This is a genomic window from Paenibacillus terreus (assembly GCF_042138595.1).
Lineage (GTDB): Bacteria > Bacillota > Bacilli > Paenibacillales > Paenibacillaceae > Paenibacillus > Paenibacillus terreus.
The window spans coordinates 433,076-449,437 of sequence record NZ_JBHIRX010000003.1 but is presented as its reverse complement, the minus strand read 5'-3'; the positions used below and the strand labels follow the sequence as shown (position 1 = coordinate 449,437).

13 protein-coding genes and 1 riboswitch are annotated in these 16,362 nt (G+C 51.5%); of the genes, 6 read left to right on the top strand and 7 right to left on the bottom strand.

What is annotated here, in order from left to right; all coding sequences use genetic code 11:
- Window positions 1-142: 142 nt before the first annotated feature.
- Window positions 143-688, top strand: a complete 546-nt coding sequence (locus ACE5KN_RS08960; RefSeq protein ID WP_375526649.1) for a guanylate kinase — start codon at window positions 143-145, stop codon at window positions 686-688.
- 51 nt (window positions 689-739) lie between these two features.
- Here the strand turns inward: ACE5KN_RS08960 and ACE5KN_RS08955 are convergent, their stop codons facing one another.
- The gene (locus ACE5KN_RS08955; protein ID WP_375526648.1) at window positions 740-2,983 is read right to left on the bottom strand and encodes a GDYXXLXY domain-containing protein; all 2,244 of its coding nucleotides are present in this window, start codon (window positions 2,981-2,983) and stop codon (window positions 740-742) included.
- Window positions 2,984-3,163: 180 nt separating this feature from the next.
- On the opposite strand from ACE5KN_RS08955, the gene ACE5KN_RS08950 reads away from it, so the two are divergent.
- A complete protein-coding gene (locus tag ACE5KN_RS08950; protein ID WP_375526647.1) occupies window positions 3,164-3,913 on the top strand; it encodes a MerR family transcriptional regulator in 750 nt (249 codons plus the stop codon).
- Window positions 3,914-4,265: 352 nt separating this feature from the next.
- Here the strand turns inward: ACE5KN_RS08950 and ACE5KN_RS08945 are convergent, their stop codons facing one another.
- From ACE5KN_RS08945 to ACE5KN_RS08930, 4 genes are all read right to left on the bottom strand, one after another.
- Complete coding sequence (locus ACE5KN_RS08945) at window positions 4,266-6,149, bottom strand: FtsX-like permease family protein (protein WP_375526646.1); 1,884 nt, start codon at window positions 6,147-6,149, stop codon at window positions 4,266-4,268.
- Window positions 6,124-6,888, bottom strand: coding sequence for an ABC transporter ATP-binding protein (locus tag ACE5KN_RS08940; RefSeq protein ID WP_375526645.1), 765 nt, complete (start codon window positions 6,886-6,888; stop codon window positions 6,124-6,126). The genes ACE5KN_RS08945 and ACE5KN_RS08940 overlap by 26 nt, the downstream gene beginning before the upstream one ends.
- A gap of 91 nt (window positions 6,889-6,979) precedes the next feature.
- Complete coding sequence (locus ACE5KN_RS08935) at window positions 6,980-7,996, bottom strand: sensor histidine kinase (RefSeq protein WP_375526644.1); 1,017 nt, start codon at window positions 7,994-7,996, stop codon at window positions 6,980-6,982.
- Window positions 7,993-8,700 (bottom strand): response regulator transcription factor, encoded by a 708-nt coding sequence (locus ACE5KN_RS08930; RefSeq protein ID WP_375526643.1) that lies wholly within the window; start codon window positions 8,698-8,700, stop codon window positions 7,993-7,995. Before ACE5KN_RS08930 ends, ACE5KN_RS08935 begins: the two co-directional genes overlap by 4 nt.
- A gap of 94 nt (window positions 8,701-8,794) precedes the next feature.
- Window positions 8,795-8,898, top strand: a riboswitch (purine riboswitch).
- A 166-nt stretch (window positions 8,899-9,064) separates the two neighbouring features.
- Between ACE5KN_RS08930 and ACE5KN_RS08925 the strand changes: the two genes are divergently transcribed.
- The 4 genes from ACE5KN_RS08925 (at window position 9,065) to ACE5KN_RS08910 (ending at window position 13,124) form a co-directional block, all read left to right on the top strand.
- Complete coding sequence (locus tag ACE5KN_RS08925) at window positions 9,065-9,655, top strand: xanthine phosphoribosyltransferase (RefSeq protein WP_375526642.1); 591 nt, start codon at window positions 9,065-9,067, stop codon at window positions 9,653-9,655.
- Window positions 9,656-9,673: 18 nt separating this feature from the next.
- Window positions 9,674-10,990, top strand: a complete 1,317-nt coding sequence (locus tag ACE5KN_RS08920) for a nucleobase:cation symporter-2 family protein (protein WP_375526641.1) — start codon at window positions 9,674-9,676, stop codon at window positions 10,988-10,990.
- 174 nt (window positions 10,991-11,164) lie between these two features.
- Entirely contained in the window at window positions 11,165-11,977 is an 813-nt protein-coding gene (locus ACE5KN_RS08915) for a spore coat protein (protein ID WP_375526640.1), read from the top strand.
- Between the two features lie 493 nt (window positions 11,978-12,470).
- The gene (locus ACE5KN_RS08910) at window positions 12,471-13,124 is read left to right on the top strand and encodes a hypothetical protein (protein ID WP_375526639.1); all 654 of its coding nucleotides are present in this window, start codon (window positions 12,471-12,473) and stop codon (window positions 13,122-13,124) included.
- Window positions 13,125-13,186: 62 nt separating this feature from the next.
- Here ACE5KN_RS08910 and ACE5KN_RS08905 read toward each other — a convergent pair whose 3' ends face one another.
- Together ACE5KN_RS08905 and ACE5KN_RS08900 are read right to left on the bottom strand one after the other, a co-directional pair.
- Window positions 13,187-14,149 (bottom strand): AEC family transporter, encoded by a 963-nt coding sequence (locus ACE5KN_RS08905; protein ID WP_375526638.1) that lies wholly within the window; start codon window positions 14,147-14,149, stop codon window positions 13,187-13,189.
- A 119-nt stretch (window positions 14,150-14,268) separates the two neighbouring features.
- Entirely contained in the window at window positions 14,269-15,972 is a 1,704-nt protein-coding gene (locus ACE5KN_RS08900; RefSeq protein ID WP_375526637.1) for an NAD-dependent malic enzyme, read from the bottom strand.
- Window positions 15,973-16,362 lie beyond the last annotated feature (390 nt).

Sequence of the window (16,362 nt, the reverse complement as noted above, 5' to 3'; positions counted from 1 at the left end):
CACGAATCGACGGGCAGCTTGACTGTCAAGCTTTAACTTGCGCAGTTTCTATATGTTTCCCTGTCAGGTCTATCGGCGTTATAATTAATATTTTGGTGATATCAACGAACTTGAATGAATTCAACCGATATTGGAGGCACCTATGTCTATTACTTTAATTGTATTTCAAGGCCCAAGCGCTTCGGGCAAAAGCACGCTTCAATCCCTGCTCGGGCTGCCCCGGGTCGTGACCTGGACATCCAGAGCGCCCCGACCGGGTGAGTTGAGCGGGCGTGACTATCATTTTGCGACGAGAGAGCGGCTGGAGGAGATGTTCCGCAGCGGGCTGATGATCGAGATGAATGAATATAAAGGAAACTATTACGGAACCTCCGTACAGTCCATCCGGGACATTATCGAGGGAGGGACGCCCATGTCAACGGTCATGGAAGCGCAGGGAGCCGCGGCGATCAAGGCCATGTTCCCTGCACAGACGCTGCTGGTGGGCGTATCTGTCTGCCGGGAAGAATGCAGGCGGAGGCTGCAGGAGCGTGGGGCGTCAGCGGAAGAGCTCGAGCGCCGCATGGCGGGCTTCGAGCGGGAGATTGAGGAGCTGTCCCAGTGTGATCTTATCATACACAACTCGGATGACCGGTTGGAGAAGGCTTCCTCCATCATTGAAATCCTGCGCAAGGGGCTGCTTAATTAATAGGCTGATAAACACGGAACAAGGGAAGGCGACGGCCTTCCCTTAGTTGTTCTATTCGCTGGCCAGCCGCTCCAGCAGAGCATCGCCTTTGCGGCTGATACGCACATAGGCATAGCGGGTGTTCTGCTCGACTTCAAGGCCGGTGCCTTCGGGCACAAAATAATTTTCAATCCCATAGTAAATGGAGCCGTATCCGTTAAGCCGCCCGTTAATCACAATCTCTCCTGCAGCCAACGGCTCCCCGTCCTTGTAGAGGCGGCTGAACTGGTGAATGCCATGGCGATCAGGCGCCAGCACCACTCCGACCTTGCTGCGGCTGCCGGAATTGTCCCGCAATTCTGCGGTTTCCGGCGGAGTTGAAATCGTATAATTCAGCACAACATAGTCTCCCTGCAGCAGAGAGCGGGGATCGACCGGTGCAAGCTCCAGCTTGACGGACGAGCCCTCTCGCAGCAGCTTTTCGCTTGCCGTGGCTTGCAGGCCGATGAAGCAGAACTGGAATACAATGACCAGGGCGATCAGCAGGGGAGCGGACCGGATGAGGGTGACGCTTGACTCCGGCTCCTGCAGCCGCTCGCGGCGGGCTATGAGGAAAGTGACTGTTAGAATCACGAGTCCAACCAACGCCAGAGTCACCGATTTATGAAGCAGCTTCCACAGCAGATCGTAATATTGATAGGCAATAAAGGCGAACCAGTACACAAGGCTGATCACGGCCTTCCATGTCCGGTGCCTGCGAATAAAGTAAAAGACACACCAGGTGACCAAAACAAAATACAGGATGCTAGACAGAGCGTGCATGTAAACGGGCATATCTTCGAAGAAGGCCATCCATAACAGGAAGAACAAAGTATAGAACAGAGCATGTTCCCTGATCGGCGGGGAATCCTTACGGATTCGCGGGGCAGCGGCATACATAATTCCATTCAGCACGGCGAGAATCAGCAGAGTGATCCATAACTGCTGCCCCGGGGCGTTCAGAAGCTGTGTCAGCAGCAGGCCAAAACTCAGGTTCAGCAGGGCATGGGACCAGAATAGCTGCACGCGTCCTGCCGTCCGAGACCAGCCTGCGGCAATCACCAAACAGAGCAGAGCAGTCAATCCCCACCGGTCCATTAGCATGATGGAGATGATCCCCGCTACATAACCAATGGACAGCAATGTATAGCGGATCACCGGTTGAATTCGGGTGACGGCAAGCATCGGGATGGTGAATACCAGTGACAGGCCATACAACGTCAGCTCAGGACCGGTCCCGCCCGAAGCCAGGAACACAAGCCCGATGAGCGAGATGCTTCCTATCAGGACACCTATGATTTGAATCAATCTGCTCACAGCCCTGCTCACAATCTCACTGTCAGGTTCGGTCGCCTCGTCCTTAAACTCCTTATCCTCAAAAGACTGTTCTTCGTTCTCCTCGAGCTTGTATGCCGTTCTCTTCCCCAGTTGTTTCAGATAACGAAAGAACAGGACATTGGCGGTCAGAAGCAGCGCGACAAAGATCAGTCCCCACACATAAAAGAGAACTGAATAGTAGCTGAAGGCAAGCTCGATGAACTTGGCTGTAACGAAAGCGGAGGCGGCGAGCGCATTGAGTGTCAGAAAGGTTTTATTCAGCTTGACCCGGATAAAGATATAAAATCCGGCCAAAATCGCGACCGCCCAGATGAGATTCACCAGTGTATCCTCCAGGCCGTGTCCAAATACGCATGTGAGCACAAGCAGCGAAAGATGAAATACGATAAAGCTTATGTATTTCAACGGTGCGGATAACAGACGTCCGGTGTACGTCAGCAGGAGCACCGCCAGATTGATGGCCGCAAACAGCAGTCCAATGCACATTGCAGCCCGGTCACTGTAGAAGTAGGACGAAGCTGCCGGAAAAAAATAAAACCATAAAGCCAGATGCAGCAGCATATAAGCGATCACATAAAACGGGCTGTAGCGGGTAATCCAGGCGAACAACACGGCGGGGACCGACCAGATCAGATACAGCCAAAAGCTGTCGACATGCCAGTTATACAGCTGCCCGAGCAGCGCAACGGAAGCGCCGAAGGAGATGCAGCCTGCCAGCAGAAACGCATTGGAGAGAAAGGCATGCTGTACAAACGGCCTCCGGACACGCGCCAGGGCGGCAGATATGCCGTAAAAGATCACAAGCAGACCGGCGGAAAGCAAAATTTTAGCGATCCTGTCCAGACCGCCCCAGTTGGCGGCGAAGAAATAAATGATGGCAGCCAGAATTAGCGAGATGCCGAGCAAAAATCCCGTTCTGATCATATTTAACCGGAGCATATTTTAGCACAAACCTTTCCTGGTAGGTTGTTGTCTCCATTGTACCAGCCACGAAGAGTTATTCCCATTCAGCTTCGAAAATTTGCCCCGATTGTATCATAGTGAGGGGGTTAAATGTTTCGGGTGTTGACTCTCACGTTCCGTGAGCCCTTATAGTGTTCTGTGAAAGGAGGTGGCGAAATGCTGACAAGAGTAAAAGAGACGGCGGAGCTGGCCGGTATCAGTGTGCGCACGCTTCATCATTACGACGAGATCGGCTTGCTTGTTCCTGATACCATTACTGAATCCGGCTACCGTCTTTACTCAGAGGCAAATCTGGAGCGGCTGCAGCAGATCCTGTTTTTCAAAGAGCTTGGATTTTCGCTGGAACGGATCAAGCAGATTCTGGATAGTCCGGATTTCAACCGGGAAGAGGCATTGGAGCTGCAGCGCAGGATGCTGCTTGAGAAGCGGAGCCGCCTGGATAAAATGATCACTATGATCGACAAGACGATACAGCATGCAAAAGGGGAGATCGAAATGACGAATCGTGAGAAATTCGAAGGATTTGATTTCAGCAGCAATCCGTATGAACAGGAAGCGCGTGAACGGTGGGGTGATGAGGCGGTGAATAATGCCAATAAGGCTGTGGCAGATATGAGCAAGGAAGAGCAGAGTGCTTTGGCTGAGGAGACGAATGCCATTTACCGAAAGCTCGCCGTGCTCCGGGCGGGTGCTCCTGATTCTGCCGAGGCGCAGAAGGCCATTGGGGAGTGGTACAGCTTTATCACCCGGTTCGGAAATTATACCCCGGAAGCTTTTAGGGGGTTGGGCGAAATGTACGTGGAGGATGAACGTTTTCGGAATAATATTGACCGCTTTGGTGAAGGACTGGCCGTGTTCATGCGCAATGCGATGACTATCTATGCAGAGAATCTTAATAAGAAGTAACAAAAAGCTGGTCAGTATTTTCACTGGCCTGAATACTTTGCGGGAAATCTGGAAACGGCGGCGCGACGAGAAAAACCACCGGGAATAGGTTAGCAGCCGTCCGGTGGTTTTTCGTCAGTAATATGAAAATCTCGCGCCGTGGTTGCCCACCGGCCTTTGTATGGAATAGCCGTGATGTGTCCAGCATCGCGGCTATTCTTATTGTATCCAACGAATATTGTTCTAATGACATTACAACACCATATGGAGCGCCCTACCATTGTACATGTAGACTTCTACAACTGCACATGGAGACCTCTACAATTACACATGCAACTTCGTGGGGCACTATTTATTCAGACAAAAGCAGCCATCATAGCGCCGCCTTCACCTGCTTGATATAAAAGAATCTTACTATGATAAAATAGACAACCTGAATCAGGAAGAACACGCCCAGCACGGCGGCCGATTCGCGGAACAGCGAATATTCAAACATATTCGACAAGGCCGTGAGCGCTACTGCTCCATGAATCAATGCGACCACAATCGGCGCGAAGAAGAGCAGCGAAATCTGCCGGGTCAGCACCCTCGTCAGCTCTTTTTCACTCAGGCCCAGCTTGGAAATGGAGCGGAACTTTTCTTTATCGCCGTCCAGATCGCTGTACAGTCTGAAGTAAAGAAAGCTGCCCGCCGAGACAAAGAATACCACACCAACGAACAAACCGATGAACAGCATCGGGGCATATCCCTGAATCGTAGCCCTCAGCTGGTAGTCCTTGGCTGTGAAACGATATTCATCGGAATAGGGGAACTGATCCGCCAGCTTCTCTCCCGCTTTAACCGCCCCAGGCTGCCCTTCCGCACCGATCCAGACATGGAATTGCCGAATTTCATTTGGCTGACCAAGCTGATGATATGCCTCATCCGTCAATACAAGTGAGGCCTTGTTTTCCGGCAATATGGTTGACAGCACCTGACGGCCGGCGTGAATCGTCACACCGGAAGCTAGCTTGTAATCCGACTTGAGCTGTTGATCCGCCATCAATGTGCTGGAGACCCAATACCCTACAGCCGCTGCTTCGCCATTCTTCAGTTGAATCGGCTCCATCTGCAGCCCGTCAGCCAGCCGATTGTATTCGGATTGGCTGATGATCAGCGTTGGTCTTTTATCCCCCTTAACTTGATAATAGGATAGTGAAGCTTCCATAGGAACAGCTTTGACGTTCGCCTTGGACAGCTCTTGATCAATCATCTGCACCTGCCGTTCTTCTTCCGGGTTGGATGCGGTGGAGTTCAGGCTGACCAGATAAGGATTACTATCCGTCAGTGGTTCGAGCAGAACGGTTCTGAACCCGTACAGCGACCCGATCGAACAGAAGGCAACCGTCGAAATGATGGAGACCAGGAAAAAGGTACGCGCATTGTCCTTCATACGGTATGCAAGATCGGACAGCAGCAGCATATTCGTTTTGCGCCAGAAGATGGACTCCCGGCCTTTCAACAATCGTATGACATAAACGCTCAGCTGGGTAAACAGCAGATAGGTGGCGACGCATACCATGATAACCACGGGGAACAGCAGTACAACCACCATCGCTCCTTTAGCCAGCAGGGACAAAGTATAGCTGACAGCCAGAAGCAGCACCACGATGAGAGAAAGCACAACAGAAGCCTTTGGTTCTCCCTTGGAAATTTTGCTCCCCTTGATCAGAGTAACCAGCTTTCCACTCCGCAGCACGGCAGAGATAAAGAACGAGATTAAAACAAACAGAATCAAAAACGAAATTACGGTCATCTCGATGGCTTTAAGCGGGAAATAAAACGCGAGCCGGTCTTCAATATACAGAACATTTTCTCCCAGCAGAAGCACGGCTTTGGCGAATACAAGGCCCAGTCCGATCCCGCCGGCTGTGGCTGCCGAGCCAATTATCATATTCTCGAGGAAAACCATCCGGCGCAGCTGGCCGATGGACATGCCCTGCAGCATCAGAAGCCCAAATTCCCGTTTCCGCGATTGCAGAAATGCACTCATGGAATAGAGCACAAAAAAGAATGAAAATACGTAGATGATCCATTTGGAGACAGAGAGCGCGCTGCCTGCGCTTGAATGAACGTTTTCCGGACCGAGCATCGGGTGATAGGCAAAGATCGAAAAGGTAAAGAACACCATCACCGTGAACAGACTGCTCAGAAAATAAGCGGCGTAGAGCCTTTTGTTGCGGGCGACATTGTTAAACGCGAACTGGCGAAACGTCATTGGCGTGTCCCCCTAACAGTGACAAGGTGTCGATAATTTTCTGGAAAAAGGTCTGCCGGTTGTCACCCCGGTTAATTTCGGTATACAATCTGCCGTCACGGATGAAAATGACCCGGTGGCAGTAGCTGGCCGCCACTGCGTCATGCGTAACCAGCATCATGGTGGCCCGCTGCTCGGCGTTGATTTTCTCCAGCATCTGCATGACGTCCTTGGCGGCCTTGGAGTCCAGATTGCCGGTTGGTTCATCCGCAAGCACAAGCTTGGGAGAGTGAATCATCGCCCTGGCAATGGCAGCCCGCTGAGCCTGTCCGCCTGATATTTCGTAGGTGCGCTTTTTCATAATGGCTGTAATGCCCAGCTTTTCGGCGATCGCCTGCGCCCTGACCTTCATTTCCTTCACCCCTTTGCCGTCCAGCGTTAGGGGCAGAACGATGTTCTCCTCGACCGTCAGGGTATGCAGGAGATTGAAGTCCTGAAAGACGAAGCCCAGCTCACGGCGGCGAAATTCGGCCAGCTTATTTTTGGATAGCTTGGTGATATTCCGCCCGTCAATCAGAATTTCTCCGGTGGTCGGTTCATCAATGGTCGCGATCATATTGAGCAGGGTCGTTTTGCCGCTGCCGGACGGGCCCATAATGCCGACGAATTCCCCGTCTTCAATGGTAAAGCTGATATCGGTCAAAGCGCGGTAGGCTACTTTGCCTTCATAAATTTTAGATACCTGGTTCACATTCAGCATGTGCATATCTCCCTTCAAAATGCCTTCCTCATCTGTGACCAGTATAGTCTGCCGCTCGAAGCGTCATCTATCGATTTCCCTTTCACTTTGCTTACATGGATGTAAGGTTTGGGTCGGAACGCAGCTGAAAGGAGGCAAAAACAATCCGAACTGTCGTGCCCGAGCCTGCCTGTGATTCGAGCTCGATCCGGTGGTTGAGGCGGTTTGCGGCTTCTTTCACCAAATAAAGTCCCATTCCTGTCGATTCCCGGAATCCCCGGCCGTTATCCCCTGTGAAAAATGGATCAAATACCCGCTTGATGTCCGAGGCGGGAATGCCGACCCCGCGGTCGCGAATTTCAATGACGGCTTCCGTTCCGCGCGAATAAGAGGAGAGAGTCACCTTTTCTCCGGAGCCTGCAGAATATTTCACGGCATTGATGACGATCTGGGAAATCATGAAGAACAGCCATTTCTCATCCGACTCGGCGGTGATGTCCGGCTCGCTCGTAATGACCTCCGGGTATACCTGATTGCGGATGAACAGCCGTTTGTTATCATTCAGCACTTCGCTGATCATTTTGGAGAGCCGTACCGCTTTAACATGAAAATCCTGCTCGAAGGTGCGCAGCCGTGCCATGTACAGCACGGTATTGAGGCCGCCGCGCAGCTGTTCAAGCTCTTCGCGGATGCTCGCGAACTCCGGCTCGTCCACATTTTGCACGGTAAGCTCAATGACCGACAGCGGCGTTTTCATCTGATGAACCCACTGGTCCATAAAGGTCAGATGCTGCTCCTGCTCGCGTTTGGCTTTGATCAGCTGCTCCTGATAATGCCGGTACTGCTCGCGCAGCAGCTCCTGCAGCGCCTCGGATACGGGAGCGGTCTCCATTTTCTCAAAGGAAGCATCCAGAGACTCCAGGGGAGCGTTCAGCCGTTGAAAATAACGGCGACGGCTGATGTAGTGGTAGACCAGATAACACCCGAGCAGAAAGAAGCCCAGAAAAACGGAGTATAACGCAGGCCTCAGCTGGCGGTAGCCGTCCAGCCAATAGATGGAGAGCATCAAGGCGAACTGCACGAACTGCACAACAATGAGCAGGGCATGCTCGCGGAAGAAGAGCTTCACAGGTTCTCCTCCCCGTCCCAGGTGACGTTCAGCTTGTAACCTGTTCCTCTGACCGTCTCGACCGCATCTTCAATGCCCAGCTCCTGCAGCTTTTTGCGCACCCGTGTAATGTTGACATTCAGCGTATTTTCGTCCACATAGGATTGGTCATCCCACAGCTTCTCCAGCAGGGCGTCCCGGCTTGATACCCGTGGATAACGCTCCATCAGGCTTTCCATAATATCCGCTTCTTTCTTGGTGAGCGTGACCTGTTCTGTTCCCAGCTTGAGCTCAAGCCTTTCCGGCAGCAGCACCAGCCCTTCTACCTGAAGCACTCTTTCCTGAGGACCGGAGGCGTACTCCCCATAGGCCCGGCGCAGCTGGCTGCGGATTTTGGCCATCACCACCCCGTAGTTAAACGGCTTGGTAATATAATCGTCGCCGCCGTTTTCCAGCGCCATAATCTGATCCATCTCGCCTGCACGCGCGGAAATAAACAGCACCGGGCAGGTGGAAGCCTGGCGGATTTGGCGGCACCAATAATATCCGTCGTAGCTGGGCAAATTGATGTCCAGCAGTACAAGGTCTGGTTTATGCTGCTGGAACTCATCCATCACCCGGCTGAAGTCGCGTACGCGATGAACATCGTAGCCATATTTGACGATATAGGATTCAAGAAGCTCCGCGAGCTTCGGGTCGTCTTCCACGATCATAATTTGCTGCATGGCGCATACTCTCCCTTAATAAGGTTTCATAAATTTTCTCCTTGAAAACATATGACACAACGTGTACTATACATAGAGTATTTTACGAAAAATTTCATCCAATTTCATATAAACTCATATAATGTTGGGAATAGGGCCCAAAAGTTTCTACCGGACAACCACTGCAATTGTCCGACTATGAGTGAACTCGTATGCCGCAAGGGGATTCAATTTGAATTTGCAGCGGCGGCTTTTTTGGGTGCCGGATCGTTCGATAGGTCCAAAAACCCGGGAGGACAGGTTTCACTTGAGAGAAACAGCTCAAGGAACCTGTCCTTTTTGTTTTTCGGCATCACAGGAGAAAACAAGGGGAGAGAAAGAAGACATGAAGATACTTGAAGAGCGCATCCGGCGCGAAGGGCAGATTTTATCCGATACGGTGCTAAAGGTGGATTCTTTTTTGAATCATCAGGTGGATACAGGGCTTGCGCTGGAGATTGGCCGGGAATTCGGGCGGATCTTCGCTGATGAGGGGATTACCAAGGTGTTGACGATAGAAGCGAGCGGCATTCAGTTTGCGATGGCTGCAGGCATTGCGCTGGGGGTGCCGTTTGTATATGCCAAGAAAAAGAAAGCCATAACCCAGGGGGATGAAGTGTATTCTGCCGAGGTGTATTCGTTCACGAAACGGGAGAGTTACCAGGTCAGCATCTCACGGAAGTATCTGGGACCGGAAGACCGGGTGCTGATTGTGGACGACTTTTTGGCGACAGGAGCGGCGCTTGTTGGATTGACGGATATCGTGGCAGAGTCGGGTGCGGAGCTGGCCGGGGTCGGCTGCGTGATTGAGAAGAGCTTCCAGGAAGGACGCGGCCTGCTGGAGGAGAGGGGAATCCGTGTACATTCCCTGGCGCGGATCGCAGCCATGTCGCCGGGACAGGTGCAGTTTATTGATGAAGAGTCGTTCGTCCATTAATTTCGAGGAGGCGGTTGTATGTTAAGCAAACCTAAAGTTTTTGCACTCGGCTTTCAGCATGTCATGGCCATGTACGCCGGCGCAATTGCCGTGCCGTTCATTGTCGGTGGAGCGCTGGGCCTGACAGAGACGCAAATCGCGTATCTTATTGCGGCCGATTTGTTCACCTGCGGTCTTGCGACACTGCTGCAGGTTTTGCGGATCAAATATTTCGGCAGCGGCCTGCCGGTGGTTCTGGGCTGTACCTTTACGGCCGTGGGGCCGATCATTGCCATCGCTTCGACCTCCAATTTGGCGACAGCGTACGGCGCGATTATATTGTCCGGTTTGTTTGTCGTGCTGTTTGCCCCGTTGTACGGCAAGCTGCTCCGTTTCTTCCCGACCGTGGTAACGGGAACTGTTGTAACGATCATCGGTCTTACTCTCATCCCCGTCGCCATGAACAACGCAGCGGGCGGCCAGGGAAGCGCGGATTTCGGAGCTCCGCACAACCTGCTGCTTGCCTTGATTACGCTGATCGTTATTTTGCTGTTTAACCGTTTGGGCAAAGGCTTTCTGCGCGTCGTATCCGTCTTGGTCGGACTGGCCGTAGGAACGGCTGCAGGTTATTTTATGGGAATCGTTGATTTTTCAGGTGTGGGTCAGGCGTCCTTGTTCAGCATCGCGAAGCCGTTTTATTTCGGTGTGCCGGAGTTCAGCATCGTCGCCGTGCTTACCATGATTATCGTGAATATCGTCAGCATGGTCGAATCCACTGGTGTATATTTGGCTGTCGGCCGTGCAACAGACCAGAAGGTGGAGCAGAAGCAGATCGTGAACGGGCTTCGCTCTGAGGGAGCGGCTATTGTACTGGGCGGTATTTTTAACGCATTTCCTTATACGGCTTTTTCACAAAACGTGGGGCTTATCACGCTGACCCGTGTGAAGACGCGGAATGTGATTTTTGCGGCTGGCATCATTATGGTGGTGCTCGGTCTGCTGCCAAAGCTGGCGGCACTAACCACCGTCATCCCGAACGCGGTGCTTGGTGGCGCCATGATCGTGATGTTCGGTTCGGTCGCCGCCTCGGGCATCTCCATTCTTTCCGAGGTTGATCTGCGCAAGGAGGGCAACCTCCTGATCGCGGCCTGCAGCATTGCTGTAGGTTTGGGATCGGCCGCTGTGCCGCAGATGTTCGATACGCTGCCGGAGTGGAGCAAAATGCTGCTGCAGAGCGGCATCGTAACCGGCTCGCTGACAGCGGTCATCCTGAATCTCATTTTCTCGGCACGCAGCGGCAGCTCCAAAGAGCAGGTATCGGACCTTTCGGGAGGGCATGCACCGCAGGAAGCATAACAAGTCGATGAACATCTTAGCGTCTCTGTTTTTACAGGGGCGTTTTTGCTTTTGTCATTTAAAATACCTTGGTTCACGAGTCAGAGCTTATTTTTTATAATTGGAAAAAATTATGAATAATATATCCACATGCAGGAAACAGTATCCAGTGAAACCAACTAAGGAGTGGATACAGTGAATCAGAATCAGAACCAGATGAAGTTTGGTGCTCATGAAACGATGGAAACCCATGAAATTTTGATGGAAAAATTGAATGCCATTACGCATTGTAATCTGTACGCCAAACAGGCGAAAAACCCGAAGCTGCGTGACATGATTGCCCGTCATCAGCGTGATGCGATCAATTCTTATAATGAAATAGTGTCCCTGACACGGGGCGGAGGCCAGTTCACCCCAATTTCGACTCCTGCCCATACTCAGGGGGTTCAGCATCAGCAAATTCAATATGGCCTGGACAACCCGCCTCGTTTTGCACCGCAGAACGATGACACGCTGAGTGATCATGAGATCAGTACGGCCATGCTGATCTGCCATAAAAATGGTGCCCGCAATGCAGCATGGGCTGCCCTCGAATGTGCTGATCCCAATCTGCGCCGTGCCATGCAGAACAGCGCGCAAGCGTGCACGGATCATGCTTATGAGGTCTTCCTGTTCCTCAATGAACAGGGATTGTACCAGGTGCCGACAATGAAAACCGAGACGACTCATAATTTTCTTGGCAGCTATCAGCCTGCGACCGGCATGCAGCAGTCGCAGTATGGTGCACAAACCGGTTATTCTACTGGAGGCTATAGCAGCGGCTTCAACGCAAGTGGGAACGAAGTTGGCATCGGCTATGGATCTGTGACAGGTAGTGCTGCTGGCAGCCCCTATTACGGAGATGTAGGCGGCCAGGATGCTGGGCGCCCTTCCTACCCGCAGGGCGCTCAGACCAAAACAGGCTACTCGCCGATCTTCGGGACAACCGGCCAGGGGCACCAGCAGTAACAATCCGGTCCGTCTGTCACATTAGATTAAGGAACGAGTATTGGTGGTCGGATTTTCACCAATACTCGTTCTTTCTCGTACATGGCATGCGAGGCCATGAAGACATAGGTCGAGAGCAGGGATACATGTGCCTGTTCTCGGCTTTTTTGCTCAGTTAGAAATCGCTGAAGATTGGCGATTTCTAACTCTTGTATTAATGTATTGGGACGCACGGAGCAGCGGAGAGGACGAAGCAATTCCGGAAAAGCGCAGCGCTCGCCTTTGGCACCGAATTTCTACCACTGAAAAATCATTAAAAGAAATTCGGGGTCAACAGCGATTGTAGGAATGCTTCGTTCTCGGAGCGCCTCAGAAGGTGACAAAGACTGGTACACCACCCGGGTCCTGCTTCACGCTAGCCTAAAGTCCAGCTTCCAATCCGGCCGCTGGTCCGTTTGCCCGTCCCCACGGAGATCATATAATGACCTCAATGATGAGTTGGGGTGATTATAAAATGTACTTTTATAAAAAGAGAAAGCATGAAGATCATAGTTTATATGTACTACTGACGCATACGGGAACGCAATTTACGACACTGATCCGGCAATTTACAGCTGCTCCCTATAATCACGCGTCTCTGGCGCTGGATGCCGGGTTGAACGACATGTTCAGCTTCGGCCGCAAGCAGGCCGCCCATCCGTGGGTGGCCGGGTTTGTGCAAGAGGATGTATACGATGGGACCTTCAGCCGTTATCCGGATACGGAGTGCATCCTGCTCCGCATTCAGGTGACGCGGGACATCGTAGAGAGAGTGACTGAAACCATTGATTATTTCAGGCTGCATCAGCACAGGTACAGGTATAATCTCATGGGGCTGCTGGGCGTCTTGCTCCACAAGAGCATCGAACCGGACAATGCCTACTTTTGCTCCCAGTTTGTGGCGGAAGTCTTCAAGCAGAGCGGATGCCCTTTGTGGGAGCGGCCGTCAGGACTGGTTACACCGAATGATTTCCTGGTCCATCCAGCCTTTGATTACGTGTATCAAGGGCCGTTGTATGACTACCCGCTGCTTGACCGGAGCAGGCTTGTACACAACAGATTCATGGCCAGCACATACACGGCTGCTGAGGGAAATTACCCGGCAGAGCGGCCTCCAGTTTCTGTCTAACTCCGGTAAAACAAAAACAAGCCGCCTTGACATGCAAGGCAGCCATGTTAAATTGAAGCGGTTTACACCAAAATCGATATGAGAATCGGCAAAGAAATCAGCGACAATACCGAACTGATGACGAATGAAGATGCCGTCTCCGCCTCCAGCGTTTCAAACCGGGAAGCGATCATGGCAGCCACTGCCGAGCCAGGGAAGGATACAAGCAGAATGGCCATCGTCATATCTTTTGCGGAAAGTCCCATCATGAGGGCAAACGCAAAGGTCAGCGCAGGCATGGCGATGATCTTTAACAGAGCGATACTGATCGCGCTGCCGCTGAATTTGATGCGTTTAATCCCGATCGTCACACCAATAGCGAACAAAGCCGCACCTGATGTAATTTCACCGATTTGGTCCAATGAGCTTTGCAGCAGCTCCGGAGATTGGAAGCCCAGCAGGGTTAACACGACACCGAGCAGCGGAATGCAGGCCAGCGGCTCTCTAAGGCCGTGCAGGATGGAGTGAACCGTCAATTTCAGAAGGCTCTCCTTATGCTCCTCATCCTGACTCGCCTGGGTCTTCGTACCGACCGAGCTGACAATGGTGGCAACAGGGTCGAGCAGTGCGTTGACCACAACACCGGTGATGGCGATTGGAATGGCAACCTCGGCCGCTCCGAACAGGCTGCCCAGCACCGGTATTCCCATAAAGGCGAAGGATGGCTGGGTGGAGTTCAGCGAGAAGATCGAGGATTTATTGAGATCCATTTTGAACACCAAACGCATAACCAGCAGCAAAATCACATAAAACCCGATAATGCCCAGGAACATGGTAACGAAGAAAGGCCATTTATCGATCAAGGTTTGCTTGCTTGTGGTTGTGATGCCGATAAACAGGTGGGCAGGGAGCGCAAACTTGGTAACCAGCGTATTCAGGCCTTTGGATGAGGCTGAATTGAATACTTTGAAATACCCGCCCAGAAAACCAAGTATAATCACAAAGAAAATAGGGATTAAAATAACAAAAATATGACCGACTGACATGTTGAAGACCCTCCAATATATACTGAACATCTATTCTGAAAAAGAAGGAATGCCTGCATGTGCAATACAGGCATCCCGGGATGGATCGAAAATCAAATCTAGTCTAACCGGACTCTTGCTTAAGAAGTTACGGCTTTAAGCGGCTTGTAGACCGGATGCCACATGGTATCCTTCACAGCCTGCTCTACATCTTCCGGAGTATTTTGCGCGACCCCATCCCGAATCGCCGCTCTGGCGACCGCTGTGGCAACTGTGAAGGAAACGGACTGCAGATCTTTCACCCGCGGCAGCAGAGGAGCACCGAGCTTGGATGAATCCACGGCATCGGCAACGGCGTTGGCAGCTGCAGTAAACATGCCATCCGTGAATATACTTGCTTTGACAACTATAGCGCCGAGGCCGAGACCCGGGAAGACAAAAGCATTGTTCGATTGCCCGATTTCAAAAATCGTCCCGTTATAGATGACAGGCTCAAACGGACTGCCAGTGGCGATCAGCGCTTTGCCGTCCGTCCAGTGCAGCAGATCTTCCGGTACGGCTTCCGCCAGCGTTGTCGGGTTGGACATCGGCATAATGATCGGACGCTCCGTATGCTTCGCCATCTCTCTGATGACCTGCTCGCTGAAGGCGCCGGCCACACCGGAGGTACCGATCAGAATGGTCGGTTTCACCTGCTTCACGACTTCCAGCAGCGTGATTTTACCGTTCGGATCGAAGTTCCAGTCTTTCACTTCCTCCGCTTTTCGCACATAAGGCTTCTGAAATTCAAGGACGCCCTCCGTTTCATCGGTAAGCAGCCCGCGGTAATCGAAGGCCCAGAAGCGGCTCTCGGCTTCTTCCCGGGTTAATCCTTCCTTCATCATCGCATCCCGGATCTGATCCGCGTTGCCAATGCCGGCCGCGCCTGGTCCGAATACGAGGACACGGTGCTCACGCAGAGGCATACCGCTGACCTTCACGCCAGACATAATCGCAGCGAGCGTAACCGCGCCGGTGCCCTGAATATCATCGTTGAAGGTGAGAATTTTTTTGCCATACTTGTTGATGATGTTTCTGGCATTTACGTTGCCGAAGTCCTCCCAGTGCAGCAGTACATTCGGGAACAGCTTGCGGGCGGTCTCAACGTATGCATCAATGAACCGGTCGTATTGTTCGCCTTTGACACGTTCATGACGGTTCCCGATATACAGCGGATCGTTGAGCAGCTTCTGATTGTTGGTGCCTGCGTCAAGGACAACAGGAAGCACACGGCTCGGATCAATTCCCGCAGCGGCGGTATAAACGGCCAGCTTGCCGATGGCGATGTTGATGCCGCCCACACCCCAATCACCGATGCCAAGAATGCTTTCGGAGTCTGTGGCGACAATCAGGTCGATGTCTCCGGCTTCGACCCCCGCGTTGCGGAAGGCTTCCTCAATCCCCTCCAGATTGTTGATGGACAGATATACGCCGCCGGGCTTATGATACTGCTGGCTGTACTCCTGAATGGCCTGTCCGACGGTAGGCGTATAGACAATCGGCAGCAGTTCACTTAAATGCTCGCTCAACAGACGGTAATACAGCACGACATTACGGTTATATAAATCGCTCAGCATGATGTTTTTGCGAAGATGATTCGGCTCGTTCTTCAGCTGCTCATAGGCGCGGCTGACCTGTTCCTCAATGCTCAGAACCGTTGGCGGCAAAATTCCGTTCAGGTTCAAGTCCCGTCTTTCTTCCTCTGTAAAGGCAACCCCTTTGTTGAGCAGCGGATTTGACAGCACGTCTTTTCCTCTCAATGGAGTTTTCACTGCACCTTCATGATCAAGATAAAAAGTTTGCATCTATTTTTCCTTCTTTCCTAGCGCAACCGGTTGTTAGCTAATTACTTTTTGTAATGTTTGAACTTTCCGGGGCTAAGTGTATGACTATTTTGTGAAAATGTAAAGTATGTTATGAAAATTTCTTGAAATGAAAGTATTTTATTTTTTTTACGAAAATGTATAAAAATTTTTCCGATAAAGTATTTTTTTCGCAGCGATAGATTGTTTATTTATAGGAAATGAAAGTTTTTTGGAACATAAAGTGACATAAAAACATAATTGTACAGAAGATATAACTAACTTTTTGGTGCTATGGTATGTGTATTTTATTTAATATAGATTTTATGCTTCAATATTGATGAAGCAATGGAAGGGAAAGTAACCACCAAAATATGTATATTAAAAATGCAT